The following is a 24,945-nucleotide window of genomic DNA, read 5'->3' as shown; positions in this document are numbered from 1 at the left end:
CGGCGGACGGCTGATCCAGCTCCTGCGGGAAGCCATGCCGTTGGCCTGGCCGGTCCTGCCGACTGCATCGATGGACTGCTCGCGCTAGGATGCCCCGGCGGCACGTCCCCTGCGGCCGATATCGGCCCGCTTCCCCACAAGGAACGCCATGAGCACGCAATGCGCAACCCGGCGGGGTGCCTGCCGATGACCTTGCTGCACACCGAGGCATCGGCACCCACGGCCGTCGACCCGGTCATCGTCGTCAAGGGCCTGGACAAGACCTACGCGGGAGGCTTCCAGGCGTTGAAGCCGATCGACCTGACCATCCGCCGCGGCGAGATCTTCGCGCTGCTGGGCCCCAACGGTGCAGGCAAGACCACGCTGATCAGCATCATCTGCGGCATCGTCAACCCGGGTAACGGTTCGATCACCGTGGACGGCCACGACGTGGTGCGCGATTTCCGCGCCACCCGCTCGAGGATCGGCCTGGTGCCGCAGGAGCTGACCACCGACGCCTTCGAGACGGTGTGGAACACGGTGAGCTTCAGTCGCGGCCTGTTCGGCCTGCCGCCCAAGCCGGCGCACATCGAGCAGGTGCTGCGCGACCTGTCGCTGTGGGACAAGCGCAACAACAGGATCATGACGCTCTCCGGCGGCATGAAGCGCCGCGTGATGATCGCCAAGGCGCTGTCGCACGAGCCGAGCGTGCTGTTCCTGGACGAACCCACGGCCGGCGTCGACGTCGAGCTGCGCCGGGACATGTGGAACCTGGTGCGGCGCCTGCGCGACAGCGGCGTCACCATCATCCTGACCACGCATTACATCGAGGAGGCCGAGGACATGGCCGATCGCGTGGGCGTGATCAACAAGGGCGAGCTGATCCTGGTGGAACAGACCGCCACGCTCATGCACAAGCTGGGCAGGAAGGAGCTCACCCTGCAGCTGCACGACCCGCTTGCGGCGGTTCCGGCGTCGCTCTCCCGCTACCCGCTGGCGCTCTCTGCCGACGGCACCGAACTCACCTACACCTACGACACCCAGGCCGAACACACCGGCATCACCGCCTTGCTTGGCGACCTGGCCGCTGCCGGCATCCGCTTCCGCGACATCAGCACGCGCCAGAACTCGCTGGAAGAGATCTTCGTCGACCTGGTGAGGAGCCGCTGATGAACTGGTATGCCATTGCCGCCATCTACAAGTTCGAGATGGCCCGCACCCGGCGCACGCTGATGCAGTCGATCGCCTCGCCGGTGCTGTCGACGTCGCTGTACTTCGTGGTGTTCGGTTCGGCCATCGGCTCGCGCATCACCTCGGTCGAGGGCGTCAGCTACGGGGCCTTCATCATTCCCGGGCTGATCATGCTGTCGCTGCTGATGCAGAGCGTGTCCAACGCCTCGTTCGGCATCTACTTCCCGAAATTCACCGGCACCATCTACGAGATCCACTCTGCTCCGGTGTCATTCGTGGAGATCGTCGCCGGCTACGTCGGCGCGGCGGCGACCAAGTCGGTGATCGTGGGCGTGATCATCCTCGCCACGGCGCGATTGTTCGTCGATTACCGCATCGCCCATCCGCTGCTGATGGTCGCGTTCCTGCTGCTGACTGCGATCACCTTCAGCCTGTTCGGTTTCATCATCGGCATCTGGGCCGACAACTTCGAGAAGCTGCAGGTGATCCCTTTGCTGGTGATCACGCCGCTGACCTTCCTTGGCGGCAGCTTCTATTCCATCCACATGCTGCCGCCGCTGTGGCAGAAGATCACCCTGCTCAATCCGGTGGTCTACCTGGTCAGCGGCTTTCGCTGGAGCTTCTACGACCTGGCGGACGTCGGTGTCGGCGCCAGCCTGGCGGCCATCGCCGGCTTCCTGGTCGCGTGCCTGGTGGCGGTGGGCTGGATCTTCCGCACCGGCTACAAGCTCAAGAGCTGACTGCAGGATCAGGCCCGTCCGATCGCGGTACCGGTGGCACAGTTGCCTCCGCACGGGCGGTTCGCCAAAGTGGGTGGACGCTCCGGTAGCCATCGGAGCCATGGCCAGCTCATGGACGCGTGGCCGTTCCATTCGTGCCGCCGCGCCGCCAGGAAGTCCCGGCGCGGGCTCGCTGGGGGAAGACCATGAAGACGCGTCGCGATTTCCTGACCCAGGCGCCGCTCGGCGTGCTGGGTGCCGTGGTGGCCGGCCGTGCGGTGGCGCAGGCCGGGCCAGCGCCGGCCCAGACCACGCCGCCGCCCGGTTCGCCGGGGGCATTCAACACTGCGTCGCCGGTCGGGCCCAAGCTGACCACGGCCACCTTCGCCGAGGCCGAAAAGCTGGTGCAGGTGACGTTGACCGAGGCGCAGCGCGAGATGGCCGTGGCCAACTGGCCCACTTCCATGGCCGCGCTGCTGGAGCGCCGCACCGGTCCGCGCAAGGTTGCGCTGGACGAGGGATTGGCGCCGGCCTCCACCTGGTTCCCGGCGATGGGGCGCACGCACGTCGGTCCTGCCCATGACCGCTTCGTGCCGTCCCGGGTGCCCGTCGTGCCGTTGCCGGCAAAGGACGAGGACATCGCCTTCGCGTCCGTGGCCCAGCTGGGTGCCTGGATCCGTGCGCGCAAGCTCACCTCGACCCGGCTGACCCGGATCTACCTCGAGCGCCTCAAGCGCTTCGACCCCCAACTGCGCTGCGTGATCACGCTGTGCGAGGAACACGCGCTGGCGCAGGCGGCGCAGGCCGACAAGGAGATTGCCGCCGGCCGCTACCGCGGGCCGTTGCACGGCATCCCATGGGGTGCCAAGGACCTGCTCGATACCGCCGGCATCGCCACCACCTATGGGGCGGAGCCGTTCCGCCATCGCGTGCCGGACGAAGACGCGGCGGTGGTGCGCAAGCTCGACGCGGCCGGCGCGGTGCTGGTGGCCAAGCTGAGCCTCGGTGCGCTGGCGCTCAACGACATCTGGTTCGGCGGACAGACCATGAACCCGTGGCTGCCGCAGGAAGGTGCCTCCGGTTCCAGCGCCGGCCCGGCGTCGGCTACCGCCGCCGGCCTGGTCGCCTTCGCCATCGGCAGCGAGACCCAAGGCAGCATCATCAGTCCGTGCATGCGTTGCGGTACCACCGGCCTGCGCCCGACCTACGGCCGCGTGCCGCGCACCGGTGCGATGACCCTGTGCTGGACCATGGACAAGCTCGGGCCGATCGCCCGCTCGGTGGAGGACACCGTGCTGGTGCTGCACGCCATCAGCGGCCCGGATGCCGGCGATACCGCCAGTGTGCCAGCGCATCTGGACTACGAGGCGAGCGCTTCGATCAAGGGCCTGAAGGTCGGCTACTTTCCCGGCTGGATGAAGGAGGCGCCGGCCACCGACCTGGACCGCGCCGCGCTCGACCAGTTGCGCGCGCTCGGGCTGGTGCCGACCGAGGTGTCACTGCCGGACTTGCCGTACGACGACCTCAACGTGCTGCTGTTCGCCGAGTCCGCGGCCGCATTCGAGGAACTCACGCTCTCGGGCAAGGCCGATCAGATGCGCGAGCAGACGCCGGATGCCTGGCCGAACCTGTTCCGCGAATCGCGCTTCCTCTCCGCGGTGGACTTCGTGCAGGCCGACCGCCTGCGCCGCAAGGTGGCGCTGGAGATGGCGCGCGTGATGGGCGAAGTCGACCTGCTGCTGGTGCCCTCGCTGCGCGACGAGATGATGGTGATCTCCAACATGACCGGCCAACCCTCGCTCACCCTGCGCACCGGTTTCGTCGAGGTGAACCAGGTGCGCAGCGACTGGGCACCCAACCCCGCGCACCCGCGCCCGATGCTGCCCCGGCCGCACCGGGTGCCCTACGGCGTGACGCTGATCGGCCGGCTGTTCGAAGAGGGCACGCTGGCCCGCGTCGGCCGCGCGCTGGAGGCGAAGGCCGGCGTCGCCGGGCAACGGCCGCCGGGGTTCTGATTACGCGAATGGCCGGGCGCTGAAACAGAAAATCGAATCGGATTGATTTGCCGGTATGCGGGCTCGGGCCACCTTTCTTGTCGCCCGCCGGCCGGTTCCCCGCCCTGGCATCACTTTTCTTCGGCGGTGCCGGCTGGTATACGGGAGGACGGGGTGAGATGGACGTCCACTCCCGGTCATCGGAGGTCGGCTCAGCCGAGGAGAGGGACATGATCAGCAGGCCTGTTCTTTTCGCCGTAGCGTTGACTCTGGCTGCGCCTGCAGTCCTTGCGCAACAGCAATCCAAGCCGCCTCAGGAATCGCTGCCCAGCAGTTACATCCAACACCAGCAGCAACTGCAGCGGCAATCGGCAAGCATTGCCAAGGCCGTGCGGCTAGGTAACGAGCAGGCATTGCGGAACGCCTTGACCAACCGAACCAAGCTTCAGGCCAAGCTGGCCGAGGCATGGCTTGGCATGGGCCTGTCGCCGCAAGCGGCCAAGACGGTTGCCGATGCTTACGATGCCGACCTCGCGATGCAAATGCATCACACCTCACTGCGCGGTAAAAGCGATCACGAGGTAGCCGCGCTGTTGCAGTCGGCGGTGGCATCGAAACGTTACATGGTCGCCGATCAGCTGTTGATCGACTACCAGCGGCAAAGCTGAGCCTTGGCGAGATGGGGGCTCATCCGATCCCCACACGGTGTTGAGCGGCATGTGAATCGCCGGTGCGAGCCCGCTTTGGCGGACTTTGGCTGGGCGCAGGCGGCTTCGTCACGGTATCGCGCATGAGGGGCGACTTCCGGAAAAACCGGCTTGGCGACTCTCTTTTCCGGTCGTGCAGGCTGGTATCCGAAACTTGGGGTGGTTGGACATCCATTGCCGGTCATTAGAGGCCGGCTCAGCCGGGGAGAAGGAGATGATCAGCAGACTTAGTATTTTCGTCGTTGCATTGGCACTGGTTACGCCTGCATGCTTTGCGCAACAGCAAACCAGGCCGCAACCGTCACTCAGCGCCGTCCAAAGGCAGCAGCAGCAGAATCGGCAGGTCGCGGACTATGCCAAGACCTCGCAGCTGGGTAATGAACAGGCATTGCGGAACGGCATGACGAACCAAACCAAACTGCGCGACAAGCTGGCCGAGGCATGGCGTGGCATGGGGTTGTCGCCGCAAGCGGCAAAGACCGTCGCCGATGCCTACGACGCGGATCTGGCATCGCAGATGCATCACACGTCGATACGTGGCAGGAGCGATCAAGAAGTGGCTGCCATGTTGCAGTCGGCGTTGGCAGCAAAGCATTACCTGGTCGCCGATCAGCTGTTGATCGACTACCAGCGGGCAAAGTTGAACCTCGCCGAGATGGGAAAATCGGACGCCGCTACGCATTGATCGGCTGACGGGTTGCCAGCGAGTCTGTTTCGGCGGGCTCGTTGGCAGCCGCGGTGAAACTGCCGCGTGCACATTCGGCACGCTCAGCCCAGCGCCCGCTCCAGTTCGCAGCCATGGCATCGCCGGTAGCGCGATCCGCTGCCGCACAGGCAGGGGTCGTGTTCGCGCAAGCCCGCATGGATCGAGTGTCCGACGAAGCGTTGCGCCCTGCGCAACGAGGCGATGCGTTTCGGACGATCGCCGGCACGCGTGCCGTCCGCGCTTGCCTCGACGATGGCCCGGGAGACGCGGATGAAATGGTGGATGAGCTGGTCGTCATCCAATGGCACGCGCACGTTGTCGACCACCTTTCCTTCGTAGCCGCAGCGTTCGTCGGGTACGAAGAGCACCGACGTCTCGCCGTGACGCTTGGGCGTGATCTCCTCCATCTGCCCGCCGGGCGACAGCCAGACCGCGTGGAACTCGGCTTCGACCAGTACGCGTGGCCATTCCCAGAGCTGCCACCCGCAGAGCATGCGGCCGCCGTCGCGTTCGCTCTTGGCGCGCACGTTGGAAAAGCACCCGTCGAACGCCGCACCCGGTTCCGGACGGACATCGAGGTAGCTCGCCTGCCCGCCGGGCGCGAGGCTTTCGATCAAGTGGCGGACCGAGGAATCGATCCTGGCAGGTGTCGTCGTGGTGTACATCGCATCCTCGCTCGGGTGATGAACCTCGTGTCGATGGCGGCGTGCCGGACGATTGCGGGCGGACGCGCCTCGTCCGGAAAAACCGGGAGACTGCCACGGTCTTTGCGAAGGCGGCATCGAAGCACGGTTGCGCCTGGTCCGGTGGCTGCCGGATAGCCTTTCCCATCTTCGGCCGCGAGCCAGGACTCGCTTGTCCGGACGCTTGCTGGTGGCGGCGCCGCGCGGTGTTTTCACCGGCCATCGGGGCCTGCTGCCTCTGGACTGCACCATCCCCCCCTGCCGGTCCAGCTCCAGGAGAGCCGCGCGTTGCATGACCTGCGTGGGTCGGCGCTACCATCGCCGCGGCGGCCGATGCGGTCGAACGGAGCAAGGACATGAGCGACGAAATGAAGCGCTGCCCGGCATGTGCCGAGCTGATCCAGGCGGCAGCCCACAAGTGCCGTTATTGCGGCACGGACCTCGATGCCTATGCCGCGGCACACGAGGCCACCGTGGAGCAGACCCTGTTCAGCGGCCATCCAAAGGTCATCTACACCTTCGGGCAATACGTGCTGGCCGTGTGCACGCTGGGCATCGCCCTGCTGGTCTACTGGCTGCGCAGCCTGAGCCTGACCTTCACCATTACCACCCAGCGCGTGCGGGTCGAACGGGGTCTGTTCTCCAAGGCGCAGGACAACGTGGAGCTGTTCCGCGTCGACCACTTCGACGTGTTCAAGCCGCTGGGCATGCGCCTGCTGGGCCTGTGCCGGGTACAGCTGCATTCGTCGGATGCGGAAATGCCGGTGGTCGATCTCTTCGGCATCCCGGGGCTGGAAGCCATGGCCGACACCCTGCGCGAGTGCTCGCTGCGCGAACGCACCTGCCGGCGCGTGCTCCCGATGGAACAGATGTAGGCAACCGCACCGGGAAAGCCCGGGCTTGGGTATGCTGGGGAACCGCCGGGCCCCCGTGGGGTCCACGGACCATGTGCCTCAAGCCACCATTGGACTTACGACATGAACCTGCATCGTTCCCTGCTTGCCGCCTCGTTGGTCGCCGCGGCCGGCCTTTCCATCATCCCCGTGGCCTCCGCGCGCGCGGCCGAAGGCCTGGGCGGCACTGCCGTGCCGGGCGTCTGCATGCTTTCGCGCGAGGGCGTCTTTGCGCAGTCCAAGGTCGGCCAGGCAGCCAGCCAGCGGCTGGGGCAGCTGGCGGAGCAGGCCAGGACGCAGCTGGACAACCAGCGCACGCCACTCGACAACGACCTGAAGAGCTTCCAGCAGAAAGCCGCATCGTTGAGCGAGGCGCAGCGCAAGCAGCAGGGTGAAGCCCTGCAGCAACGCGTGCAGACGTTCCAGGGCCAGGCCGGCGAACTCAACCAGCGCATCCAGCTGACCCGCGGCAAGGCGATGCAGCGCATCGGCCAGGATGCCGAGCCGATCGTCGCCAGCGTCTACAAGAACCACCATTGCGGCCTGCTGCTGGACCGCGATTCGGTGCTGGGCGGCAACATGACCAACGACCTCACGCCCGAGGTGGTCCAGGGCCTGGATCGCAAGGTCACCACGATCTCCTTCGACCTCGAGCCAATGCCGACCCATATCGGCAACACCGGCAAGTAGGCCTGCGCAGGATGGGCTTCGGCCCACCCTGAGCACGGTGGGCAACGTCCGCGGCTAGGATTTCTTGCCGTCGCCGTCCTGCTTGTTCACCGTGGCCCAGGCAATGCGTTCGGCGGTGTCCTGCGACTTGCCTTCCTTCTTCTCGCTTTCTTCGATGTGCTGGGCCTGGCGCTTCTGCTTGTCGGTGTACGAGGACTTGTCGCCCTTGGACATGGCAGTACTCCCGTGGTTTCGGATGGCCACACGCTAGCGTGTGGCCGGTTAACGCGGGGTCGCCGATCGACCGCGACGATGTAAAGGCCTGTTCGCGTCGCGCACCCCGCCGGGCAAGGCGTGAGGGCGCTGCGCCGGTTTGGCGGGTGATACAGTGCCCCGCTTTCACTCCGCACATGCAGGGCGACGACGCGATGACCAAGCAGGCAACCTCTCCGATCGGCACGCCCGGCGTTCCCTGGGGACCGGCGGAGGTGGCCGCCTGGCGCGCCGGCCAGACCCGCAAGCGCAGCTTCGAGGCGGAGGTGCTTGGCGCCATCCAGGCGCTGGGCGAGCGCTGGGATCTCGTCCAGTATGGCCGCCTGGACTATCCGCCCGACACCTACCCGCTGCTTGCGATCAAGAGCCGCAACTGGCGCGACGAGTTGCCCTGCGCGCTGGTCACCGGCGGCGTGCATGGCTATGAAACCAGCGGCGTGCACGGCGCGTTGCGGTTCGTCGGGGAACATGCGGCGAGCTATGAGGGACGGGTCAACCTGATGGTCGTCCCGTGCGTCAGCCCCTGGGCCTACGAACGCATCCATCGCTGGAATGCGCAGGCGATCGATCCCAACCGTTCGTTCCGCCAGGACAGCCCGGTGCAGGAATCGGCCGCACTCATGCGACTGGTCGAGCCCCTGCGCGACCGTGTGCTGGTGCACATCGACCTGCACGAGACCACCGACTCCGACGAGTCGGAGTTCCGCCCGGCGCTGGCCGCGCGCGACGGCGTGGCGTTCGTGCCGGGGAACATCCCCGACGGTTTCTACCTTGTCGGCGATACGCAGGATCCGCAGCCGGCGTTCCAGCGCGCGGTGATCGCCGCGGTGGCCAAGGTCACCCATATCGCGCCTGCCGATGCCGAGGGCCAGATCATCGGCTCGCCGGTGGTGGCGCCGGGCGTGATCAACTATCCGCTCAGGCAATTGGGCCTGTGCGCCAGCATCACCAACGCGACGTACAAGACCACCACCGAAGTCTATCCCGACAGCCCGCGGGCGACCGCGGAACAGTGCAACGAGGCGCAGTCTGCCGCGGTGCGTGCGGCGATCGACTTCGCGCTGGCGGCGAAGGCATAGCGGTCGCTCGGCCCTTTTCTTCACCAGGCGGGGAGTTCTTCGGCTCGTGAACCCGGGGTCCTGCGTGCCGTCCATCTTCGCCAAGCTCAACCTGAGGGACCAATCGGAGATCCTGGTGGCGCGCGCGTGGCAGAGCTTCGAGCCGAAGCTGCGCACGCTCGAAGGCGTCGCGGTGTTGCGCGGCCCGGTGCAAGCGGCGGCGACTTTCTTCGCGCTGGTCTTGGTGAACACGCAGGCCGCATTGGATGACTTCCCGGCTTTGCTGGCCACCGGGGCGCAAGGCGATGCCGTGCTCTGGTTCGCCTATCCGAAGCAGGTCGCCATCGATGAGGACTGGTCCGCGCTGCGCTTCCGGCGCGCCGAGTACCTCGGGCGCGCGGTGCGCAATAACCACCGCTCGCAACCGGGGCGTGCGCTCACCGCGCCGCATCTACCGCCTCTAGATCGAGGCGGCGATCCTCCCGACTTCGGCAAGCACCGCGCTGCGCAGCTGGGCCTCCGCCGCGGGTGCGGTGTAGTAGGCGGTGACCAGCAGCGGCGGTCGTGCGGGCGGGAACAGGATCGCCACGTCGTTGCTCTCACCCTGCGCGCCGCTGCCGGTCTTGTCGCCCGCGCTCCAGCCGTCGGGCAGGCCGGCGCGCAGCTTGTCGGTGCCGGTCAGGCAGCCGCGCATCCAGCCCAGCAGGCGCGCCCGCGAGGTCGCCGACAGCGCCTCGCCAAGCAGCAGCTGCCGCAGCGTGTCGACCGCCGCATGCGGCGTGGTGGTGTCGCGCAGGTCGCCCGGCCGGGTCACATTGAGTTCCGGTTCGGTGCGGTCGAGCCGCGTCACGCGGTCGCCCAGGCCAAGCACGAAGGCGGTCACCGCCGGCGGACCGCCGAGGGTCGCCAGCAGCAGGTTCGCTGCGGTGTTGTCGCTGACAGTGATCGCCGCCGCGCACAGATCTTCCAGGCGCATGCCGGGTGCGCCGGTGTGCAGCCGGGTGACCGGGGCGTGGCCGAGCAGCGTATCGCGGCCGAATACGATGCGGCGTGACAGCTGTTCGTCGCCGCGGTCGACGCGCGCCAGCACGGCCGCCACGGCCAGCACCTTGAAGGTGCTGCACATGAGGACGCGTTCGTCGCCACGATAGGCCACGCGGCGACCGTTGGCGGTATCGAGGATGGCCACGCCCAGTCGTCCGCCGTGCTGTTTCTCCAGGGCGGCGAGCCGGGCTGCCGGGTCCTGCCCGGGACCGGTGGATGCGGCCTTGACCAGCGAGGCCGGGAGCAGGGCGCCCATCAGGCTGCCCTTGATGAAGTCGCGGCGTTTCATGGGAGGTTCGCCCGTGCGGGAAGGAATGGTCGATCCTGCACCGGCGGAGGGCGGCTTTGCGGTCCTGCCGCAGGCAATGCCCGGGCACCGGCAAGCGGATGCGCGTGCGCCACCGGCGGCGCGAGGCAAGGCCACCGAGCGGACCTGCCGCCTGCGCCGCGCAGGTGCGGACGGATGGATGGCCGGCGGAACCTTCGCAAGGGAAGGCCCGGGCGCATCACTTGCGCACGTAGTCCCCGGCCGGCCGTTCGCCCTTCTGGCGCTGGTTGTCCTCGCCGGTGTCGTTGTTCGCCTCGCCGCTGGCGTTGCTGTCCGCGGGACGCTTGGGGATTTCCTCGCCCGGGCCGTCGCCCGCGTGCTTGTCCTGGCCAGGCCCGTTGCCCTTGCCGGGGTTGGAGTGGTTCATGTGCTTCTCCTGCCTGTCTGGTTGCGGGCCATTCTCGGTGCCGAGCGGAAAGCGCGCGTGAGGGAGTCGGCGCCGATCGTATCGCGCACGCAAGAAGCGGATGGTGGCGCTGCGGCCACCCGCCTAGCCTTGCGCCATCCATCGATGGGAGTTGCGCCATGGCCTTCCGCATTCGCGGCCTTTCACCCGAACCTTTCCGCCACCTGTTCGGCCTGGATGACGCGGCGCTGGCTGCCGCCGGCGCGCGGCGCTACGTGGTCGACCACGCACCGGGCTTCCCCGACCGCATCGAGGTACGCGACTTGCAGCCGGGCGAGACGGCGCTGCTGGTGAACTACGTCCACCAGCCGGCCGGTACGCCGTACCGCGCCAGCCATGCCATCTTCGTGCGCGAAGGCGCCACCGCCGCCCACGACGCGGTCGACGAGGTTCCCGAAGTCATCCGCATACGGCCGATCTCGCTGCGCGCGTTCGACGCGGCCGGCATGATGGTCGACGCGGACCTGCTGGATGGCCGCGACATGGAAGCGGCGATCGGACGCCTGTTCGCCCGGCCCGAAGTGGCCTACCTGCATGCGCACTACGCCAAGCCTGGCTGTTACGCGGCGCGCATCGAACGTGCCTGAGGCGGTTGCGATGCTCGTGCTGCGCTCGCCGTCACACTCGTCCCCGCTTTCGTTTCGCCAATTTCATCTTCGCGTGATGCCGGCCGCCACCACCATGGAAGCGCCGCGGCAGGGAGCGATGACATGGCGTACCTCGTCGGAGACATCGTGGTGGTCGGATCGTGGGCGCTGCCCGGCGAAGGGCGGGGTTTCATCGGCCAGTTCGCCCTGCTGCGGGCGCAACCCGGCTTGCCGGTGATCCGCACGGAGACGGTCAACAGAGCCAGCCGGTTCGACGACCTGTTCGAGGCAGCCGAAGCGGGATGCCAGGCCGGCATCGAGGCCGCCAAGGCGAAACAGGACGACACGGCGCTGGTGCCGATTCCCTACCCGCCCGGCCCGCTGCCGCTCTAGCGGTGGCCCTGCCAACGGCCGCGCCTGCTTGCGTTGGTGGACGGCGGCCGCAAGATCGGATGCACCTACCCACGGGAGCCCCTCCATGCAGCACACCCACCATGAGCGCACCTTCGAGGACAGCGGCAAGCACTTCGTGGCGATCCTCAACGAACAGCCCGACGGACTGCTGAGCGTCACCGTGCGACTGCCGGACGGCACGCTGCGCGTGGTGCCCGGCGAGCACTTCGACAGCGAGGACCGGGCGATGGCGGCGGCTAGTTCGTTCGCGCACGAACTGGTGGGATCCTGCTAGCCGCCGTCGCACGCAAGCGTGCGGTCGCCGGCCGATTGGCCGGGTACTGGCCGCGGCTGGCGCTGGGTGGCATGTGGACTTCGCCCAATACCCTGCTCGGCCTGCTTGCCGGCGGCTTCGGCCTGGCGCTGGGCGCACGCGCGCAATGGCATGGACGCGAGCTGGCGTTGGCGTTCGGGCGGATGCCGTGGCTGTGGCCGGGAGCACTGACGTTGGGCAACGTCATCCTGCACACCGGCGACAGCCTGCAGGTCGCCTGCACGACCTACGCGCATCGCGCGCGGCGCGCCGTCGAGCCGCGCGTGTCACTGGCCGACCACGAGCGTGCACACGTGTACCAGTACATGGTGCTGGGACCGCTGTTCCTGCCCGTCTACCTGCTTTGCGGTGGCGTGAGCGTGCGCAATCCATTGGAGCGGGCTGCCGACCATTACGCGCGGCACGGTTGCGGATGGTGGCCATGGCCGCCGCGACGCAATCGAGCCGTCGCACCGCGCAGAATCGGGCCGGGCCACCATGGATTTCAACCATGACCGACAAGCTCGATCTCGATGACCTGCGCCATCTGGCCCGGGTGGCCGAAGGACGCGGTGCTGCCGTGCCCGAAGCGGCGGTGGCGCGGCTGATGCTGGCAGGGCTGGTGCGTCGGCCGGTACATGTCTGCGAGGGCGCGCCGATACTGGAGCTCACACCCGAAGGACTGGCGCGGGTGCGATCGAGCGACCAGTAGCACTTGTTTCGCTCCCGGGCAGCGTCACGGGGGATCACGAAGAAAAGCCTGGCCCACCCGCCAGGCTCTCTTCAGTCCGCAGGCGAACGGCGCCTCAGCGATCGCTGCCGCGGTCGCCCTCGGATTGCTTGCCTTCCTCGACCAGTTCACGCACGCGCTGGCCGCCCTTTTGGCCAGCCTCGCGCACGCTCATGTCGCCGTTGTCATCGTTGGCGGAGCGACCGGACTGGTTGTTGCTGCGCTCGTTGTCTGGCTGGTTTGCCATGGAACCTCCTCGGGTTTGGATGCGAAAGAACCTGGCCGGCTGGCCGGGCACCGGGAGCGTTGCAAGGGTGGCGCCAAGCGCGATCCCGCCGCAAAGCGCATCGGCGCGTCCGCGCGCACCGTGCATCGCATGAAAAATGGCATCGGCCTGGGAGATTTTTCAGTCGCCCGCGGGCGGCGCATCGCCGGCGAGCATGTCGCGGATGCGCAAGGCGAGCGCCTCCATCGCGAACGGCTTGGCCATCACCTGCATGCCCGGTTGCAGCGTGCCGAGCACGGCGTTCTCGGCATAGCCGGTGATGAACAGCACCTTGAGTGCCGGGCGGACCCGCCGCGCAGCATCGGCCAGCCGGCGCCCATTGACGTCGCCGGGAAGGCCGACGTCGGTGACCAGCAGATCCACGCGCGCCTGCGACTCCAGCACCCGCAACCCGGAAGCGCCATCGGCCGCCTCCAGTGCCGTGTAGCCGAGCTCGCGCAATACCTCGCCGACCAGCATGCGCACGGTCGGCTCGTCATCGACCACCAGCACGGTCTCGTGGGCGCCAGCCGTCAGCGGTGCGGCCAGCCGGTGGCCGCCCGGGTCAATCTCGGCCTCGCCCTCGCAGCGGGGCAGGTAGATCGTCACCGTGGTGCCGCGGCCCGGAGTGGAGTCGATGCGCACCTGGCCGCCGCTCTGCCGCGCGAAGCCGTAGACCATCGACAGCCCGAGCCCGGTGCCCTGGCCCTGCGGCTTGGTGGTGAAGAACGGCTCGAAAGCGCGCGCGATCACTTCCGGCGCCATGCCCGTGCCCGTGTCGGCCACGCGCAGGGCCACGTAGGGACCGGGCACCATGTCCCGCGCCTTCGCCTCGGCGGCATCCATCCGGCTATTGGCGGTTGCGACGGACAGGCGCCCGCTGCGGGGCATCGCGTCGCGCGCGTTGATACACAGGTTGAGCAGTGCGTTCTCCAGCTGGTGCGGATCGCACAGCGTGGTCCACAGGGCGTCGGGGGTGTCCACTTCCAGCGTGATATGCGGCCCGATGGCGCGCCGGAGCAGATCGGCCATGCCGTGCACGAGCGCGTTGAGGTCGGTGGGCCTGGGATCCAGCGTCTGCTGCCGCGAGAACGCCAGCAGCCGGTGGGTCAGCGCGGCCGCGCGATCGGCCGCGCCGCGGGCGGCGGCGATGTAGCGGTCCATGTCCCCGTAGCGGCCCTGGGCGGCGCGCCGGTGCAGCAGGTCCAGGCTGCCGACGATGCCGGTGAGCAGGTTGTTGAAGTCGTGCGCGAGGCCGCCGGTGAGCTGGCCGACCGCTTCCATCTTCTGCGCCTGGCGCAGCGCGTCCTCCGCCTGCGCGCGATCAAGTGCCTCGGCGTGCAGCGCCTCCACGGCGTGGCGAAGCTCGGCAGTGCGCGCCTCGACCGCGGCCTCGAGCGTCTCGTTGAGGTGGCGCAGCGCCGCTTCGCTCTCGCGCAGCCGCTCCTGCGCCACCCAGCGATCGGTGACGTCCTGGCCGATCTTGAGCAAGCCGCTCGGCTCGCCATCGGGGCCGCGCAACGCAACCACGTGGCCCTCGATGAAGACACGCGAGCCATCGCGGCGCTGGTGCCAGCGCACATCCGGCGCGACGCCCTGGCGCAGCGCGGTGGTGATCTCCTGCGCCGGCCTGCCAGCCGCGCGGTCTTCGGGCGTGAAGAGGATGCCGGCCGGTTGGCCGACCATCTCCTCAGCCGACCAGCCGAACACCGCGGCGGCACCGGGCAGCCACTGGGTGATGCGTCCGCCGACGTCGGTGGTCAGGATCGCGTAGCCGCGCACGCCTTCGACGATCAGGCGCAGCTGTTGTTCGCTTTCGCGCAGCGCCTCCTGCGCCAGCCTGCGGCTACTGACATCAAGGACGACGCCGAGCGTCTCTTCACCAAGCCGGCGCGCCGCGAACAAGCCCCACCCGCAGGAGCCGTCCTTGCGGAAATACTGCTTTTCGTAGGGCGTGGTTTCGCCCTTTTCCCGCAACTCCTCGAGGGCCAGGCGGGAAACCCCATGGAATGCTTCCGGCGTCAGGTTCTGCCAGGCCAGCCCCATGGCCTCCTCGCGGGTGAAGCCGGTCATCTGCAGGAAGCCATCGTTGACGTCGGTGAGCGTGAGCTCCGGGCCCCACAGGGTGACCCCGAGCGTCTGCATGGCGAACAGTCCGTCGAGCCGTTTGCGGCTCTCGTTCAAGGCCTCCCGCGTTTGCGCCAGGGCGTCGCGCAGCTGCGCGTTCGGGTCGTCCGGGGGCGCGCGCTCGGGCCGGCCGTGATTTTCGGAGGCATCGTCGGTGGCGGTCATGGGCGTCGGTGTGCGTGTGGATGGACCACTTGCGCGGACCGTGCGCAGGCATGTCCGAGCGTGTGACCGGACCGGGCAAAGGAACGTGTAGGTTTCGTTCGGCGCGTTGGCGCGGGTCAGCCTGATCGAGAAGGCGACGACCCGGCGCGCGCGGGAACTTCACCGCCGTGGCCGTAGGGTGGCCGGAACGGTGGGGCCAGGGCCCGCACCGGCGAGTCTTTCGCGCGGGAGTCGACGAGGTGGATGCCGACCATGTGATCCAGGCCAACGCCAAGACCGAGCGTCTGCGTTACGACGGCTTCCGGGCGTTCTTGGTCGGGCGGGATCCGACCCGGCGCCTGGCCGATGCCTTCGCCCGGCAGATCGTCGCGCGCGGCGAGCAGGCGCGGTACGGGTATGTGCAAGGGGCGGGCGAAAAGGTGATCGCGCAGGATTTCTATTACTGGGTGTGCGATGCCTAGGAGCAATCAGTGGCGGCTGCGCGCCACTTCCATCGCGCGGCGTTGTTCGGCGCGCCGCTGGTCCTGCGCCGCAAGCAGCTGCTGGCGGCGCGTCGGCGGCAGGATCGGCGCCTCCTCGGCAATCAGGCCCAGTTGACGGCCGAGCCGGAGCGCAAGCTGGCGCCACTTGGTCGCGGGCCACAGGGAGGGGTGGTGGAGCTGGACGTGGGTCGACATATGCGCATCCTGGCCGGGCTGACCGTCGGCAACGAAAAACCGTGGCGGCACGCGGTTCGCTGCCTCAGGCGCTGAATGTGCACCGAACCATGTTAGCTGCCCGTAATCCCCAGGCTACGGCCGTGGCGATGAGCCCGCCGAGCGCCCCGTGACGCTGCCCTTACAGCGCCCACGGCACACTGGGCGCACGATCAGAAAACAGGAAAAGCGGCCATGGGCAACGAACGCAACGAGCGCGAACGCGAGCCGATCGGGGGCCCGATGGCACCCGACGCCGGCGGCAAGACCGCCGGCTCCAATACGCAGAGCCAGGGTGGCATCAGCCACCAGGTGGCGCAGGCCGCGCACGAGCAGTTCGATGCGGCGGCCGGTGTGCCCGGCGGGCTGCCGCGCGTCGACCCGCCCGGCATGTCGCTCGACGAAGGCGGCCCGGCGCGCAAGGGTAGTGTCGAGCAGGGTTTCAGCGGCGACGACGGCGAACACCTACCCAGCGACAGCACCGGCGTGCCGGCATCACGCCATCCCGGTGCGGCGGCCGACCTGGGTGCGCAGCAGGATCCACGCGTCCACGGCCAGCCGCGCGAGCCGGCCGACCGCACCACCGGCGCCGACTCGCCCAACCGCGGCGGCACAGCCGGCTCGCCCGGCAGAAGCGCACGCATGGCACCGGCGCGCATGCCCGGCCAGGAGCCGGACGAGGTCGTGGTCCAGGGCGGCCAGAGCGGCAACGATGCGCAGCGCGACCAACAGATCTGACGCATGCGCTTCCTCTTCTTCCAGAGAGGGAGTCGTGATGCGCCATCGACATCCATGAACCGAAACCCTGCGGCCGACATTCCGTGGCGCGCGCCGGCCATGCGAGTCAGGCAACGTCAAGGTAGGCGCCGCCCAGCGGTGCTACGGTCCCAGGCTCTGGGCCAAACGGCTGGTGGCCGTCCTAGGGGCAGGCACCCGCCAAGCGCTCGCTAGCGAGGAGATAGGCGCACATGATCAATTCGACATTCCGATGGACAGCGGGGTCGCTGATCGTGGCCACGATGGCGCTGGGCGGCTGCACGAGCTACGTCAAGAAGGCCGACTTCGATTCCGCGATCGCCGAGTTGCGCGCCAACGACCAGAAGCAGCAGCAGCAACTGGATTCGTTGACCCAGGAAATGCAGCAGCGCTTCGCCAAGTACGACGCGCAGATCTCGCAGATGGCCGGCCGCGTGCGGCTCGACACCGCTGCGCACTTCGCCTTCAACGACGCCACCCTGCGCGACCAGGACAAGCCGCTGCTGGATGACTTCGCCAAGGTGATCAGCCAGCACTATCCCGATGCGGTGGTCACGGTCGAAGGCTTCGCCGACCCGGCTGGCTCGGCCAGCTACAACCGCCGCCTGGGCGAACGCCGTGCCGCCGCGGTGCGCGACTACCTGGTGCAGAACGGGCTGTCCGCCGAGCACCTGCGTGCGGTGAGCTACGGCGAGGCGACCAATCGCCAGGTCGAACGCGGCAAGACGCGCGACCAGGGCGAGCCCAACCGTCGCGTGACGCTGGTGGTGGATTTCGCCGGCCAGTCGAGCGGCGAGCCGGCCGCATCCAGCAGCACTGCCGCGGGCTGAGCCAGGAGCAAGCCCTCCCCCTCGTGGGAGGGCTTGGGTCGGCCAGGGGCCTGTCCGGGCCTTTTCTTCACCGCGCCGCGTGCACCACGCGGTGGGCTGGAGCGGCCTACCTGAGATCGACCTGCGGGCGTCGTGCACCCAGGCGCACGAGCAGTTGCTCCGCCGCACGCACGACGTCCTGCGGCTCGGGCAGGTCGAGCGTGATCGCCACACGCGTGTCGCCCGCGCACGCGTAGACCTCCGGCTGGCCCTGCAGCAGCCGTTCGAGCACGGCCTTGTCCACCATCGCGCCGTGGCCGAGGTCAAGCACGCCCCCTTCGCGATGCAGTTCCAGTCGCGCGATGCCGAGCGAGCGCGCCATCAGGCGCAGCCGCGCCAGCGTGAACAACTGCGCCGTGAGCCCGGGCAGCAGGCCGAAGCGGTCGACCAGCTCCACTTCCAGCGCGCGCAATCCATCCTCGTCGTCGGCGCTGGCGATGCGCTTGTACAACGACAGGCGTGCGGCCACGTCCGGCACGTAGTCGTCGGGGATCAGCGCGGGCAGGTGCAACTCGACTGGATGGTCATCGTCGCCCAGCCCGAGGTCAGGCTCCTCGTCGGCCTCGAGCGCGCGCACGGTGCGCTCCAGCAGGCGCGCGTACAGGCCGAAGCCGATGGCCTGAATCTGCCCGGACTGTTCCTCGCCGAGCAGTTCGCCGGCACCGCGGATTTCCAGGTCGTGCGTGGCCAGGGCAAAGCCGGCGCCGAGTTCTTCCTCCGCCGCGAACGCCTCCAGCCGCAGGCGCGCCTCTTCGGTCAGCGCCTCCGGGTCGGCGACGTAGCCGGCCATCTCCAGCCGGCGTCGGCCGTCGGCCGGCGCCAGCGTGTCGCCGGTGGCCACGCACAGGCCGCTGGCAAGATGGGCAGGCGGCGCGATCCGCTGCATCAGCGCGGTCACCGGCACCACCAGCACGCCGCGCTGCAGCGCAGGCAGGCGCTGCAGCGTGGCGATGCGTTGCGACACGATGCGCGGGTGCGGGTTGAACCGGTCGTGGGGCAGCGTTTCCCCATCGGTTAAGTGCAGCACCGGCACGCCGTTCGCGAAGAACGCGAGCTCGTCCTCCAGGGCACAGGCCTGATCGGCCACGACCGGCACCACCGGCGCCGCGTGCGGCTGCGCCGCCACTGCCACCCACAGCGACAACGCACTGCCATGCGGCAGGGGCCAGTCGCTCGGCGGCTCGGCGGAGCGCGGCAGCGGCGGCGGGGGAATCGTCCTGGGCATCGCTTGCAATGGTGTGCGACGGCCCGTGGACCACCGGTATCGGGTGGGGAGAGAGGGAGTGGTGCTTACGCGGCTGCCGCCGCGCGTCCAACGTGAACGCAACGCTGTAGAGGAGCCCGTTGACCGAGAGCTAAGGGGTTCTTTATGGGCTCGCCGCTAGGGTGGAAAGCGTTCGCCAGCTGGGCGGACTTTTCCCACTCAACAGGAGAACTCCATGAGCAACGACAAGCGCGGTTTTGCATCGATGGATGAAGACAAGCAGCGTGAGATCGCCAGCAAGGGCGGCAAGGCCGGTGGCGGCGATCACGCCACGCACGAAGAGCACGTGCGCGCCGGCAAGCAGAGCAGCGGCGGCACCCACGAGCAGCATGTCAAGGCTGGCCAGCAGAGCCACAAGAACGACTGACCCCAACAGTCCCTAGCGAACGCGAAAGGCGGCCATTCGGCCGCCTTTCGCCTGTCCGGTGCCCGCCCGTATGATCGCCCGGCCGCAGCGTGCGGCCTGGGAGGAGAGGGAGGAGCATCCGATGAAGCGTATCCACGTGGCGCTGGTGCTGGGCGGCCTGCTGTTGGCCGGTTGTTCGTCGCACGCCCCGGCGGACGGGGCGACTGCCAGCGCGCAGGCAGCAGCGCAGGCATCACCTGCCGACCAGCCGCTCGATCTGTGCCGGCTGATGCCAGTGGCGGACGTCGCGTCCACCTTGCAGGCGAACGGCGCCGATACCGTCACCGAGCAGAAGCCGAGCGTCGGCGGCATGTGCTCGTACCTGCACGTGCCGGAACCGGGCGACTACCGCACCAAGCTGCTGATCGATTTCACCCGCATGTCCTCCGCCGACCAGGCGCAGCAGGCACTGGCTGCGCATCGCCAGGATTTTGCCGGCCGCGGCATCGCCGTCACGCCGGTTCCGGGGCTGGGTGACGAGGCCTTCCTCGCCGAGACCGAGGGCACGGTCGGACTGAAGCTGCGGGTCGGTTCCTACCAGGGCCAGATCAACCTGAGCGTGGAGGACCGCGACCCGGCCTCGCTGCGTCCGGCGGTGCTGGCGCTGGGCAAGCAGGTGGTGGCGCGCCTGCCCTGAAGCTGCACCGGTGCCCGGGGCCGGCCATAATCGACCGACCCCAGTTCCCGGAACCGCCGATGAAATTCCTGATGATGGTGTACGTCGAAGACGCCCTCCTGCAGGCGCTGCCCGAGGGCGAGTTCGACACGCTGATGCGCGGCTGCCTCGCACACGCCGACGAACTGCATGCCACCGGTTGCGTGCTCGACTCGCAGCAACTGGAACCGCCTGCCACGGCACGCTCGTTCCGCACGCGCCAGCAGCGCACCACCGTGTTCGATGGGCCGTTCGCCGAGACCAAGGAATACCTGGCCGGTTTCAACCTGATCGAGGCCGACGACCTGGACCATGCGCTGCGCATTGCGCAGGAGTTCCCGTGGGCACGGATCGGCGCGATCGAGGTGCGTCCGGTGCGTGACATGGACTCGGTGCGCCGACGCGTGGGCGCCGAAAGAGCCGCCGTCTGACCTGTATCAAAAAAAGGCCGCGCCCTGCACGGGGCGCGGCCTGAAGAACCGAACCACTGCCAAGTCGATCGGTGTGCCGGCGGCGGAGGGACCGCATGCGGCCAGCGCACGTTAGGCGGTGCGCGTCTCACCTTTTCGGACGCGGTCGCCTTGCCGAAGCCGCAGCCGATCATCCCCTGTTGGCGCCTGCTTCACCGATCCCCAACCTTCGCCCTACCGGTGGGCGCGCCGGGCCAGCGCCTGCACGCGCCGCGCTCGCTTGGCTCACACCCCCTAGACGGGTGCCGCGCGCACGATGGCAATCACCTCAATGGCCGCAAGGAGTCGCACATGCTGATTACCATCCTGGTCATCCTGGTCATCCTCGCGCTGCTCGGAATGCCGACCTGGGGCTATTCGCGCTCCTGGGGCTACGGGCCGAGCGGCGGCCTGGGTCTGATCATCGTGATCGTGATCGTGCTTTGGCTGCTGGGCGTCTTCCACTGACGTCCAGCGTGCGGGCCGTGCGTGGGAGAATGGGCAGCTCCCACCACGGCACGCACCCATGCTGGAACTGATCGGCTTCGACGGCGACGACACCCTCTGGCACAGCGAGGGCTACTACCAGGCGGCCGGCGCCGCCTTCCGCGACATCCTTGGCCGCTACCTCGACGTCACCGACCGCGAGGTGCAGGAAGGCATGCTCGCCACCGAACGGCGCAACCTGAAGCTGTTCGGCTACGGCGCCAAGGGCATGACGCTGTCGATGGTGGAAACCGCCGTTGCCATGACCGACGCCCGTATCGGCGCGCGCGACATCCATCGCATCGTCGAACTGGGCAAGGCCGTGCTCGAGCATCCGGTGGAACTGCTGCCCCACATCCGCGCAGCGATCGAGGCGGTGGCCGCCCGCCATGCGATCGTACTGGTCACCAAGGGCGACCTGGCGCACCAGGAGAAGAAGGTCGCGCAGTCGGGCCTGGCCGACCTGTTCGGGCGCATCGAGATCGTCTCGGAAAAGAACCAGGCCACCTACCGGCGCGTGCTGGGCGAATTCGACCTGGCGCCCGCGCAGTTCGCGATGGTCGGCAACTCGTTGCGCTCGGACATCGAGCCGGTGCTGGCGCTCGGCGGCTGGGGCGTGCACATGCCCTACCACGTAACCTGGGCGCACGAACTGGAGACCGGCCTGAGCGGCGGGGAGGAACGCTTCGTCACGGTGGACGATGCGCAGGGCATTCCCGCTGCGGTGGCGCGGCTCGCCGAACGGGCGGCCGCGTCGCTGGCGGCCTCCTGAGCCGGTCAATGGTGGCCTTGCCGCCACGCATGGTGCTGGACACCAACGTCTGCCTGGACCTGTTCGTGTTCGACGATCCGCGGTGCGCGGGCCTGGCCGAAGCGTTGCGACGAGGCGCCGTCGAAGCGGTTAGCGCGAGGCCGTGCCGCGACGAATGGCAAGCCGTATTGACCTACCCCCAGCTGGCGCTGGAACCGTCGGCGCGCGAGCGTGCCGTGCTGGCGTTCGATGCGAAGGTACGCCTGCTGCCTGCGGCCACCGGGCGTGCGGCGCCGTTGCCGCGCTGCGCCGACCGCGATGACCAGAAGTTCCTGGTCGTGGCCGCCGAAGCCGGCGCGCGCTGGCTGCTCAGCCGAGACAACGCGCTGCTCAGGCTCGGTCGGCGCACGCTGCGGGACGCCGGCTTTGCGATCCTCACGCCGGAGCAATGGTCGAGCGCGTGGAATACGGGCGCCGAATCCAGGCGAGAGGATCCATGCTCATACCCGCTGACGTGACCTGCCCCTATTGCGGCGAGCCGATCGAACTGTTGCTCGACGCCTCGGCCGGCGAGCAGGCCTACATCGAGGACTGTCCGGTGTGCTGCCGGCCCATCGGCGTGCACGTCAGCGTGGATGAGGAAGGCGAACCGCGGGCGACGGTATCGGGCGAGAACGAGGCCTGACGTTCTGGTCATGGCGCGCTCTCTTGAACCCTCCCCCTTCCGCGGAGAGACAGGTGAGGGCGGAGCTCGCGGGGGTGTCGATCGGGTAGGGTGGGGCCTTCAAAAAAGGCCTCGCCAAGCGGGCAGGTATGTGGCCAGCGTGGTCCCTCACCCCAGCCCTCACCCCGCAGCGGAGAGGGAGCCAGTCCGCCCTGAAAGCTCACACGCAACCGCTCAGCGCGGCCCGGGTGGCCTCGTCGGTCTCGGGCGTCACCGGCCGCGTCAGCTCCCACAGCATCCGTGCGCGAAAGCCCAGCGCCAGCGCGTCCTGCACTGTCCACAGCACGCACACGTCGCGTGCCAGGCCGCATACGTGCACTTCGGCCACGCCGCGCTCGCGCAGCCATCCGGCCAGGCCGGTCGGTGGCCGCGCGCCATCCGGGCCGTGGTTCTCGCGGAAGGCACTGTAGGAGTCGACCGCAGCATCCGTGCCCTTGCGCACGACCAGGTCCAGCGGCGACCAGTCGATCGCCGCGTGCAGCGCGGCGCCGGGCGTCCCGGCCACGCAGTGCACCGGCCATAGCGTCTGTGGCTGGCCATGCAGGGTGATCTGCGCGAACGGCGCCTTCCCCGGGTGGTTGGCGGCGAAGGAGACGTGGCCGCGCGGGTGCCAGTCCTGCGTGGCGACCACGTGGCGGTAGCGCCGTGCGCGCAGCAGCGCGTCGATACCCGGCACGATCGCGTCGCCCTCGTGGCAGGCCAGTGGGCCACCGGGCATGAAGTCCGGCTGCACGTCGACGAGGATGAGGGCGGTGTCGTGCGGTTGTCCGTTCATCGGGACAGTGTAGTCGCGCGGGCAGGCGTTGCCCGCGAGCGGCGACGCGTCCGCCGACGGCATAATGCCGTCTCAACCACGGCGGACATCGATGCATTACGACCAATCCTGGATGGGCTACGGCTGGATCGGCGGCCTGCAGGCCGGCCTGATCGCAGCCGTCGCCGGCGCGCTGCTGTTCCTGCTGTTCCGCTGGCGCACGCGCGAGGCCTGGAGCCACGGCGCGCAGATGGCCTGGTCTTATGTGCTGGGCGCCGCTCTGGCCGCCAGCGGCGACCTCTCGGATCTGTTCTATTTCAACTACGCCCGGCTGCAGTCGTTGCAGCTGCTGCGCGCGAAGCTTGCCGAAGTGCATGACCCCGATGGCCTGGGCACGCGCGTATTGTGCGAACTGGCGGGCGTGGCGGTCGGCATCGGCGCCGCCTGGCTGGCCAGCGAGTGGGCCGCGCGGCGTCGGTAAGGCGCTCGTTCAACCGGCCTGCGGGGCCATCCTGCGGCGGGCGGGCACGGCCTCGGCTTGCAGCAGCCGTCCGGCCAGCATGCGTGCCTGCAGGCGGATCTCCGGCATCGCGACCGATTCCCAGCGCGCACCGCGCAGCAGGCTGCCGATGCCGAACAGGCGCGGCCAGGGCGCACCGTCGCGGCACAGGCGACCATCCAAAGTGGCCTGGCAGCCGAGGCCGAACGGATCGGGGGTGACGTGGCCGTTGGTGACCAGCTGGCGCATCAGCGGATGGGCCGTGTTGCGCACGTCCGTATCCAGGCCGACGGTCTGGATGGCCAGGTCTGTCGACAGCGACGTGCCGATGCCGGCGTGGCACATGTCCAGTTGCACGCGTCCCTGCGCCTGGCGCGCCCCGGTGACGCGGCCGCACACCCTTTGCAGGCGTCCCGAAGCTTCGAGCGCCTGCACCTGCTGTCCGACCTGCGGCGGCATGCGATGGCGCGCGCGCTCCCATGCCCAGCGTGCGTGCCTCAGGAAGCGGGCGCGTTGCGGCGCGGGCAGAACGTCCCAGAGATCGGCGGTGGAGGGGCGCAGGCTGTCGACCACCACGCGCCAGTCCTCGCTGGCGGCGATCGCTTCGCGCAACAGGCGCAGCCAGCGACGCACTTCCGGCGCGTCGTGCATGGCATCGACCAGTGCACCGCCATCGTCATCCGGCACGGTCGATACCGGCAGGTGCGTCGCCGGCAGGCGACCATGGCGGGAAACGGCGGTGAAACGCGCGGCGGGCCAGCGATCGGCCAACTCCAGCAGCACGTCGACGGCGGTGAGGCCCAGGCCGATCAACGCCACGTCGCGCGGCGTCGAATCGGGCGCGGCACGGCGCAGCAGCGACCAGGGATCGATCACATAGCGGCCTTCGTCGAGCAGCTCTCCGTCGACGCCCGCCAGCGGCCGTACCGGCAGGGCGCCGATGGCCAGCACCGCTGCGTCGGCACGGCTGGCGCGCTCGCCCTGGACCACGGTGACGCCCTCGGTCTCGGGCACCAGCGCATCGGCCGCGAACGGAACCACGCGCACATCGACGCCGCGGCTGCGCGATTGTGCCAGCGCATGCGCGGCTTCGTCCTCGAGGTAGTCGCCGTACAGGCGGCGCGGCAGGAAGTCGGTGCCTGCGGCCTGCGGATCGGCACGCTGGGCGAAATCCAGGAACCCGCGGGGCCGGGGCGAGAACATGCCCATGGTGGCCGCACGTACGTTGAGCAGATGGCGCGGCGATTCGGTGCCGTAGGCGATACCGCGGCCGGGATGCGCCGCACCACCGGTGTACCAGTCCAGGTGCAGCGGCGCATTGGCGCGCTCGACCAGCTCGCTGAGCAGGGCGACGGCGGCAGCGCCGCCGCCGATGATGGCGACCCGTCGGAACATGGCGGCTCTCCG

General features: G+C 68.8%; 33 protein-coding genes and 1 pseudogene. 24 read left to right on the top strand and 10 right to left on the bottom strand.

Going from position 1 to position 24,945, the window contains the following annotated elements:
• The first annotated feature begins 186 nt into the window (after positions 1-186).
• From BMZ38_RS13770 to BMZ38_RS13750, 5 genes are all read left to right on the top strand, one after another.
• Positions 187-1,149 (top strand): ABC transporter ATP-binding protein, encoded by a 963-nt coding sequence (locus BMZ38_RS13770; RefSeq protein ID WP_091338974.1) that lies wholly within the window; start codon positions 187-189, stop codon positions 1,147-1,149.
• Entirely contained in the window at positions 1,149-1,910 is a 762-nt protein-coding gene (locus tag BMZ38_RS13765) for an ABC transporter permease (RefSeq protein ID WP_091338809.1), read from the top strand. Before BMZ38_RS13770 ends, BMZ38_RS13765 begins: the two co-directional genes overlap by 1 nt.
• Positions 1,911-2,095: 185 nt before the next feature.
• Positions 2,096-3,904 (top strand): amidase, encoded by a 1,809-nt coding sequence (locus tag BMZ38_RS13760; protein WP_091338806.1) that lies wholly within the window; start codon positions 2,096-2,098, stop codon positions 3,902-3,904.
• Between the two features lie 209 nt (positions 3,905-4,113).
• Positions 4,114-4,551, top strand: coding sequence for a hypothetical protein (locus BMZ38_RS13755; protein ID WP_139202427.1), 438 nt, complete (start codon positions 4,114-4,116; stop codon positions 4,549-4,551).
• A 253-nt stretch (positions 4,552-4,804) separates the two neighbouring features.
• Positions 4,805-5,275: a hypothetical protein gene (locus BMZ38_RS13750; protein ID WP_091338801.1), complete on the top strand. Its 471-nt coding sequence runs from the start codon at positions 4,805-4,807 to the stop codon at positions 5,273-5,275.
• Between the two features lie 83 nt (positions 5,276-5,358).
• On the opposite strand, the gene BMZ38_RS13745 is transcribed toward BMZ38_RS13750, so the two are convergent.
• The gene (locus tag BMZ38_RS13745) at positions 5,359-5,961 is read right to left on the bottom strand and encodes an SEC-C metal-binding domain-containing protein (RefSeq protein WP_091338797.1); all 603 of its coding nucleotides are present in this window, start codon (positions 5,959-5,961) and stop codon (positions 5,359-5,361) included.
• Positions 5,962-6,335: 374 nt separating this feature from the next.
• Between BMZ38_RS13745 and BMZ38_RS17885 the strand changes: the two genes are divergently transcribed.
• Entirely contained in the window at positions 6,336-6,854 is a 519-nt protein-coding gene (locus BMZ38_RS17885) for a PH domain-containing protein (protein WP_091338794.1), read from the top strand.
• A 102-nt stretch (positions 6,855-6,956) separates the two neighbouring features.
• Positions 6,957-7,562, top strand: a complete 606-nt coding sequence (locus BMZ38_RS13735; RefSeq protein ID WP_091338791.1) for an OmpH/Skp family outer membrane protein — start codon at positions 6,957-6,959, stop codon at positions 7,560-7,562.
• 57 nt (positions 7,563-7,619) lie between these two features.
• On the opposite strand, the pseudogene BMZ38_RS17820 reads toward BMZ38_RS13735, so the two are convergent.
• Positions 7,620-7,775, bottom strand: a pseudogene (locus BMZ38_RS17820) (HupB); the annotation flags it as partial.
• A gap of 194 nt (positions 7,776-7,969) precedes the next feature.
• On the opposite strand from BMZ38_RS17820, the gene BMZ38_RS13725 reads away from it, so the two are divergent.
• A complete protein-coding gene (locus BMZ38_RS13725; RefSeq protein ID WP_091338971.1) occupies positions 7,970-8,893 on the top strand; it encodes a M14 family metallopeptidase in 924 nt (307 codons plus the stop codon).
• A 439-nt stretch (positions 8,894-9,332) separates the two neighbouring features.
• On the opposite strand, the gene bla is transcribed toward BMZ38_RS13725, so the two are convergent.
• Both bla and BMZ38_RS13715 read right to left on the bottom strand, forming a co-directional pair.
• Positions 9,333-10,205, bottom strand: coding sequence for a class A beta-lactamase (gene bla / locus BMZ38_RS13720; RefSeq protein ID WP_091338783.1), 873 nt, complete (start codon positions 10,203-10,205; stop codon positions 9,333-9,335).
• Positions 10,206-10,422: 217 nt separating this feature from the next.
• Positions 10,423-10,611: a hypothetical protein gene (locus tag BMZ38_RS13715; RefSeq protein WP_091338779.1), complete on the bottom strand. Its 189-nt coding sequence runs from the start codon at positions 10,609-10,611 to the stop codon at positions 10,423-10,425.
• 158 nt (positions 10,612-10,769) lie between these two features.
• Here BMZ38_RS13715 and BMZ38_RS13710 point away from each other — a divergent pair, with 158 nt between their 5' ends.
• The 5 genes from BMZ38_RS13710 (at position 10,770) to BMZ38_RS13690 (ending at position 12,655) form a co-directional block, all read left to right on the top strand.
• Complete coding sequence (locus BMZ38_RS13710; protein ID WP_091338776.1) at positions 10,770-11,237, top strand: DUF1203 domain-containing protein; 468 nt, start codon at positions 10,770-10,772, stop codon at positions 11,235-11,237.
• A gap of 123 nt (positions 11,238-11,360) precedes the next feature.
• On the top strand, positions 11,361-11,630 hold the full coding sequence (locus BMZ38_RS13705; RefSeq protein WP_091338773.1) for a hypothetical protein: 270 nt from the start codon (positions 11,361-11,363) through the stop codon (positions 11,628-11,630).
• Between the two features lie 85 nt (positions 11,631-11,715).
• On the top strand, positions 11,716-11,925 hold the full coding sequence (locus BMZ38_RS13700) for a hypothetical protein (protein ID WP_091338771.1): 210 nt from the start codon (positions 11,716-11,718) through the stop codon (positions 11,923-11,925).
• 71 nt (positions 11,926-11,996) lie between these two features.
• Entirely contained in the window at positions 11,997-12,458 is a 462-nt protein-coding gene (locus BMZ38_RS13695) for a hypothetical protein (RefSeq protein WP_091338768.1), read from the top strand.
• Entirely contained in the window at positions 12,455-12,655 is a 201-nt protein-coding gene (locus tag BMZ38_RS13690) for a hypothetical protein (protein WP_091338763.1), read from the top strand. Before BMZ38_RS13695 ends, BMZ38_RS13690 begins: the two co-directional genes overlap by 4 nt.
• Positions 12,656-12,749: 94 nt before the next feature.
• Here BMZ38_RS13690 and BMZ38_RS17625 read toward each other — a convergent pair whose 3' ends face one another.
• The gene (locus tag BMZ38_RS17625; protein WP_139202428.1) at positions 12,750-12,920 is read right to left on the bottom strand and encodes a small, acid-soluble spore protein, alpha/beta type; all 171 of its coding nucleotides are present in this window, start codon (positions 12,918-12,920) and stop codon (positions 12,750-12,752) included.
• 159 nt (positions 12,921-13,079) lie between these two features.
• The gene (locus BMZ38_RS18150; protein ID WP_091338760.1) at positions 13,080-15,230 is read right to left on the bottom strand and encodes a PAS domain S-box protein; all 2,151 of its coding nucleotides are present in this window, start codon (positions 15,228-15,230) and stop codon (positions 13,080-13,082) included.
• 239 nt (positions 15,231-15,469) lie between these two features.
• Between BMZ38_RS18150 and BMZ38_RS13680 the strand changes: the two genes are divergently transcribed.
• Positions 15,470-15,691, top strand: coding sequence for a hypothetical protein (locus tag BMZ38_RS13680; protein WP_091338756.1), 222 nt, complete (start codon positions 15,470-15,472; stop codon positions 15,689-15,691).
• Positions 15,692-15,697: 6 nt separating this feature from the next.
• Here BMZ38_RS13680 and BMZ38_RS13675 read toward each other — a convergent pair whose 3' ends face one another.
• Positions 15,698-15,907: a hypothetical protein gene (locus BMZ38_RS13675; protein ID WP_091338751.1), complete on the bottom strand. Its 210-nt coding sequence runs from the start codon at positions 15,905-15,907 to the stop codon at positions 15,698-15,700.
• 213 nt (positions 15,908-16,120) lie between these two features.
• On the opposite strand from BMZ38_RS13675, the gene BMZ38_RS13670 reads away from it, so the two are divergent.
• Entirely contained in the window at positions 16,121-16,663 is a 543-nt protein-coding gene (locus BMZ38_RS13670; RefSeq protein WP_091338748.1) for a hypothetical protein, read from the top strand.
• A 230-nt stretch (positions 16,664-16,893) separates the two neighbouring features.
• Positions 16,894-17,511, top strand: a complete 618-nt coding sequence (locus BMZ38_RS13665; RefSeq protein WP_091338745.1) for an OmpA family protein — start codon at positions 16,894-16,896, stop codon at positions 17,509-17,511.
• A gap of 106 nt (positions 17,512-17,617) precedes the next feature.
• Here the strand turns inward: BMZ38_RS13665 and BMZ38_RS13660 are convergent, their stop codons facing one another.
• On the bottom strand, positions 17,618-18,775 hold the full coding sequence (locus tag BMZ38_RS13660) for a TRCF domain-containing protein (RefSeq protein ID WP_091338742.1): 1,158 nt from the start codon (positions 18,773-18,775) through the stop codon (positions 17,618-17,620).
• A 214-nt stretch (positions 18,776-18,989) separates the two neighbouring features.
• Here BMZ38_RS13660 and BMZ38_RS13655 point away from each other — a divergent pair, with 214 nt between their 5' ends.
• The 7 genes from BMZ38_RS13655 (at position 18,990) to BMZ38_RS13625 (ending at position 22,246) form a co-directional block, all read left to right on the top strand.
• The gene (locus BMZ38_RS13655; protein WP_091338739.1) at positions 18,990-19,181 is read left to right on the top strand and encodes a KGG domain-containing protein; all 192 of its coding nucleotides are present in this window, start codon (positions 18,990-18,992) and stop codon (positions 19,179-19,181) included.
• A 121-nt stretch (positions 19,182-19,302) separates the two neighbouring features.
• Positions 19,303-19,857, top strand: a complete 555-nt coding sequence (locus BMZ38_RS13650; protein WP_091338737.1) for a hypothetical protein — start codon at positions 19,303-19,305, stop codon at positions 19,855-19,857.
• 59 nt (positions 19,858-19,916) lie between these two features.
• Complete coding sequence (locus tag BMZ38_RS13645) at positions 19,917-20,306, top strand: YciI family protein (RefSeq protein WP_091338734.1); 390 nt, start codon at positions 19,917-19,919, stop codon at positions 20,304-20,306.
• Positions 20,307-20,636: 330 nt separating this feature from the next.
• Complete coding sequence (locus tag BMZ38_RS13640; RefSeq protein WP_091338731.1) at positions 20,637-20,792, top strand: DUF3309 family protein; 156 nt, start codon at positions 20,637-20,639, stop codon at positions 20,790-20,792.
• 58 nt (positions 20,793-20,850) lie between these two features.
• Complete coding sequence (locus BMZ38_RS13635) at positions 20,851-21,582, top strand: HAD family hydrolase (RefSeq protein ID WP_091338728.1); 732 nt, start codon at positions 20,851-20,853, stop codon at positions 21,580-21,582.
• 8 nt (positions 21,583-21,590) lie between these two features.
• Positions 21,591-22,079 carry a PIN domain-containing protein gene (locus BMZ38_RS13630; protein WP_091338725.1) on the top strand — a complete coding sequence of 163 codons (489 nt, stop codon included), beginning with the start codon at positions 21,591-21,593 and terminating at the stop codon, positions 22,077-22,079.
• Positions 22,058-22,246: a CPXCG motif-containing cysteine-rich protein gene (locus tag BMZ38_RS13625; RefSeq protein WP_091338721.1), complete on the top strand. Its 189-nt coding sequence runs from the start codon at positions 22,058-22,060 to the stop codon at positions 22,244-22,246. The genes BMZ38_RS13630 and BMZ38_RS13625 overlap by 22 nt, the downstream gene beginning before the upstream one ends.
• Positions 22,247-22,445: 199 nt before the next feature.
• On the opposite strand, the gene pncA is transcribed toward BMZ38_RS13625, so the two are convergent.
• Entirely contained in the window at positions 22,446-23,060 is a 615-nt protein-coding gene (pncA, locus tag BMZ38_RS13620; protein WP_091338970.1) for a bifunctional nicotinamidase/pyrazinamidase, read from the bottom strand.
• 91 nt (positions 23,061-23,151) lie between these two features.
• Between pncA and BMZ38_RS13615 the strand changes: the two genes are divergently transcribed.
• Positions 23,152-23,520 (top strand): hypothetical protein, encoded by a 369-nt coding sequence (locus BMZ38_RS13615; protein WP_091338718.1) that lies wholly within the window; start codon positions 23,152-23,154, stop codon positions 23,518-23,520.
• 9 nt (positions 23,521-23,529) lie between these two features.
• On the opposite strand, the gene BMZ38_RS13610 is transcribed toward BMZ38_RS13615, so the two are convergent.
• Positions 23,530-24,933 carry an FAD/NAD(P)-binding protein gene (locus BMZ38_RS13610; RefSeq protein ID WP_091338714.1) on the bottom strand — a complete coding sequence of 468 codons (1,404 nt, stop codon included), beginning with the start codon at positions 24,931-24,933 and terminating at the stop codon, positions 23,530-23,532.
• Positions 24,934-24,945 lie beyond the last annotated feature (12 nt).

The sequence above is a fragment of the Frateuria terrea genome (assembly GCF_900115705.1).
GTDB lineage: Bacteria > Pseudomonadota > Gammaproteobacteria > Xanthomonadales > Rhodanobacteraceae > Frateuria_A > Frateuria_A terrea.
The sequence above is the reverse complement of the archived record's forward strand: the minus strand, read 5'-3'. Positions and strand labels throughout refer to the sequence as shown.

Bases quoted from the DNA above. Each gene is read 5' to 3' on its own strand.
- BMZ38_RS13755 (WP_139202427.1), top strand. From the start codon at position 4,114: ATGATCAGCAGGCCTGTTCTTTTCGCCGTAGCGTTGACTCTGGCTGCG.
- BMZ38_RS13705 (WP_091338773.1), top strand. From the start codon at position 11,361: ATGGCGTACCTCGTCGGAGACATCGTGGTGGTCGGATCGTGGGCGCTG.
- pncA (WP_091338970.1), bottom strand. From the start codon at position 23,060: ATGAACGGACAACCGCACGACACCGCCCTCATCCTCGTCGACGTGCAG.
- BMZ38_RS13710 (WP_091338776.1), top strand. From the start codon at position 10,770: ATGGCCTTCCGCATTCGCGGCCTTTCACCCGAACCTTTCCGCCACCTG.
- BMZ38_RS13670 (WP_091338748.1), top strand. From the start codon at position 16,121: ATGGGCAACGAACGCAACGAGCGCGAACGCGAGCCGATCGGGGGCCCG.
- BMZ38_RS13660 (WP_091338742.1), bottom strand. From the start codon at position 18,775: ATGCCCAGGACGATTCCCCCGCCGCCGCTGCCGCGCTCCGCCGAGCCG.
- BMZ38_RS13690 (WP_091338763.1), top strand. From the start codon at position 12,455: ATGACCGACAAGCTCGATCTCGATGACCTGCGCCATCTGGCCCGGGTG.
- BMZ38_RS13635 (WP_091338728.1), top strand. From the start codon at position 20,851: ATGCTGGAACTGATCGGCTTCGACGGCGACGACACCCTCTGGCACAGC.
- BMZ38_RS13650 (WP_091338737.1), top strand. From the start codon at position 19,303: ATGAAGCGTATCCACGTGGCGCTGGTGCTGGGCGGCCTGCTGTTGGCC.
- BMZ38_RS13675 (WP_091338751.1), bottom strand. From the start codon at position 15,907: ATGTCGACCCACGTCCAGCTCCACCACCCCTCCCTGTGGCCCGCGACC.
- BMZ38_RS13745 (WP_091338797.1), bottom strand. From the start codon at position 5,961: ATGTACACCACGACGACACCTGCCAGGATCGATTCCTCGGTCCGCCAC.
- BMZ38_RS13630 (WP_091338725.1), top strand. From the start codon at position 21,591: ATGGTGGCCTTGCCGCCACGCATGGTGCTGGACACCAACGTCTGCCTG.
- BMZ38_RS18150 (WP_091338760.1), bottom strand. From the start codon at position 15,230: ATGACCGCCACCGACGATGCCTCCGAAAATCACGGCCGGCCCGAGCGC.
- BMZ38_RS13695 (WP_091338768.1), top strand. From the start codon at position 11,997: ATGTGGACTTCGCCCAATACCCTGCTCGGCCTGCTTGCCGGCGGCTTC.
- BMZ38_RS13760 (WP_091338806.1), top strand. From the start codon at position 2,096: ATGAAGACGCGTCGCGATTTCCTGACCCAGGCGCCGCTCGGCGTGCTG.
- BMZ38_RS13735 (WP_091338791.1), top strand. From the start codon at position 6,957: ATGAACCTGCATCGTTCCCTGCTTGCCGCCTCGTTGGTCGCCGCGGCC.
- BMZ38_RS13715 (WP_091338779.1), bottom strand. From the start codon at position 10,611: ATGAACCACTCCAACCCCGGCAAGGGCAACGGGCCTGGCCAGGACAAG.
- BMZ38_RS13625 (WP_091338721.1), top strand. From the start codon at position 22,058: ATGCTCATACCCGCTGACGTGACCTGCCCCTATTGCGGCGAGCCGATC.
- BMZ38_RS17885 (WP_091338794.1), top strand. From the start codon at position 6,336: ATGAGCGACGAAATGAAGCGCTGCCCGGCATGTGCCGAGCTGATCCAG.
- BMZ38_RS13750 (WP_091338801.1), top strand. From the start codon at position 4,805: ATGATCAGCAGACTTAGTATTTTCGTCGTTGCATTGGCACTGGTTACG.
- BMZ38_RS13645 (WP_091338734.1), top strand. From the start codon at position 19,917: ATGAAATTCCTGATGATGGTGTACGTCGAAGACGCCCTCCTGCAGGCG.
- BMZ38_RS13615 (WP_091338718.1), top strand. From the start codon at position 23,152: ATGCATTACGACCAATCCTGGATGGGCTACGGCTGGATCGGCGGCCTG.
- BMZ38_RS13770 (WP_091338974.1), top strand. From the start codon at position 187: ATGACCTTGCTGCACACCGAGGCATCGGCACCCACGGCCGTCGACCCG.
- bla (WP_091338783.1), bottom strand. From the start codon at position 10,205: ATGAAACGCCGCGACTTCATCAAGGGCAGCCTGATGGGCGCCCTGCTC.
- BMZ38_RS13610 (WP_091338714.1), bottom strand. From the start codon at position 24,933: ATGTTCCGACGGGTCGCCATCATCGGCGGCGGCGCTGCCGCCGTCGCC.
- BMZ38_RS13655 (WP_091338739.1), top strand. From the start codon at position 18,990: ATGAGCAACGACAAGCGCGGTTTTGCATCGATGGATGAAGACAAGCAG.
- BMZ38_RS13765 (WP_091338809.1), top strand. From the start codon at position 1,149: ATGAACTGGTATGCCATTGCCGCCATCTACAAGTTCGAGATGGCCCGC.
- BMZ38_RS13640 (WP_091338731.1), top strand. From the start codon at position 20,637: ATGCTGATTACCATCCTGGTCATCCTGGTCATCCTCGCGCTGCTCGGA.
- BMZ38_RS13725 (WP_091338971.1), top strand. From the start codon at position 7,970: ATGACCAAGCAGGCAACCTCTCCGATCGGCACGCCCGGCGTTCCCTGG.
- BMZ38_RS13665 (WP_091338745.1), top strand. From the start codon at position 16,894: ATGATCAATTCGACATTCCGATGGACAGCGGGGTCGCTGATCGTGGCC.
- BMZ38_RS13700 (WP_091338771.1), top strand. From the start codon at position 11,716: ATGCAGCACACCCACCATGAGCGCACCTTCGAGGACAGCGGCAAGCAC.
- BMZ38_RS17625 (WP_139202428.1), bottom strand. From the start codon at position 12,920: ATGGCAAACCAGCCAGACAACGAGCGCAGCAACAACCAGTCCGGTCGC.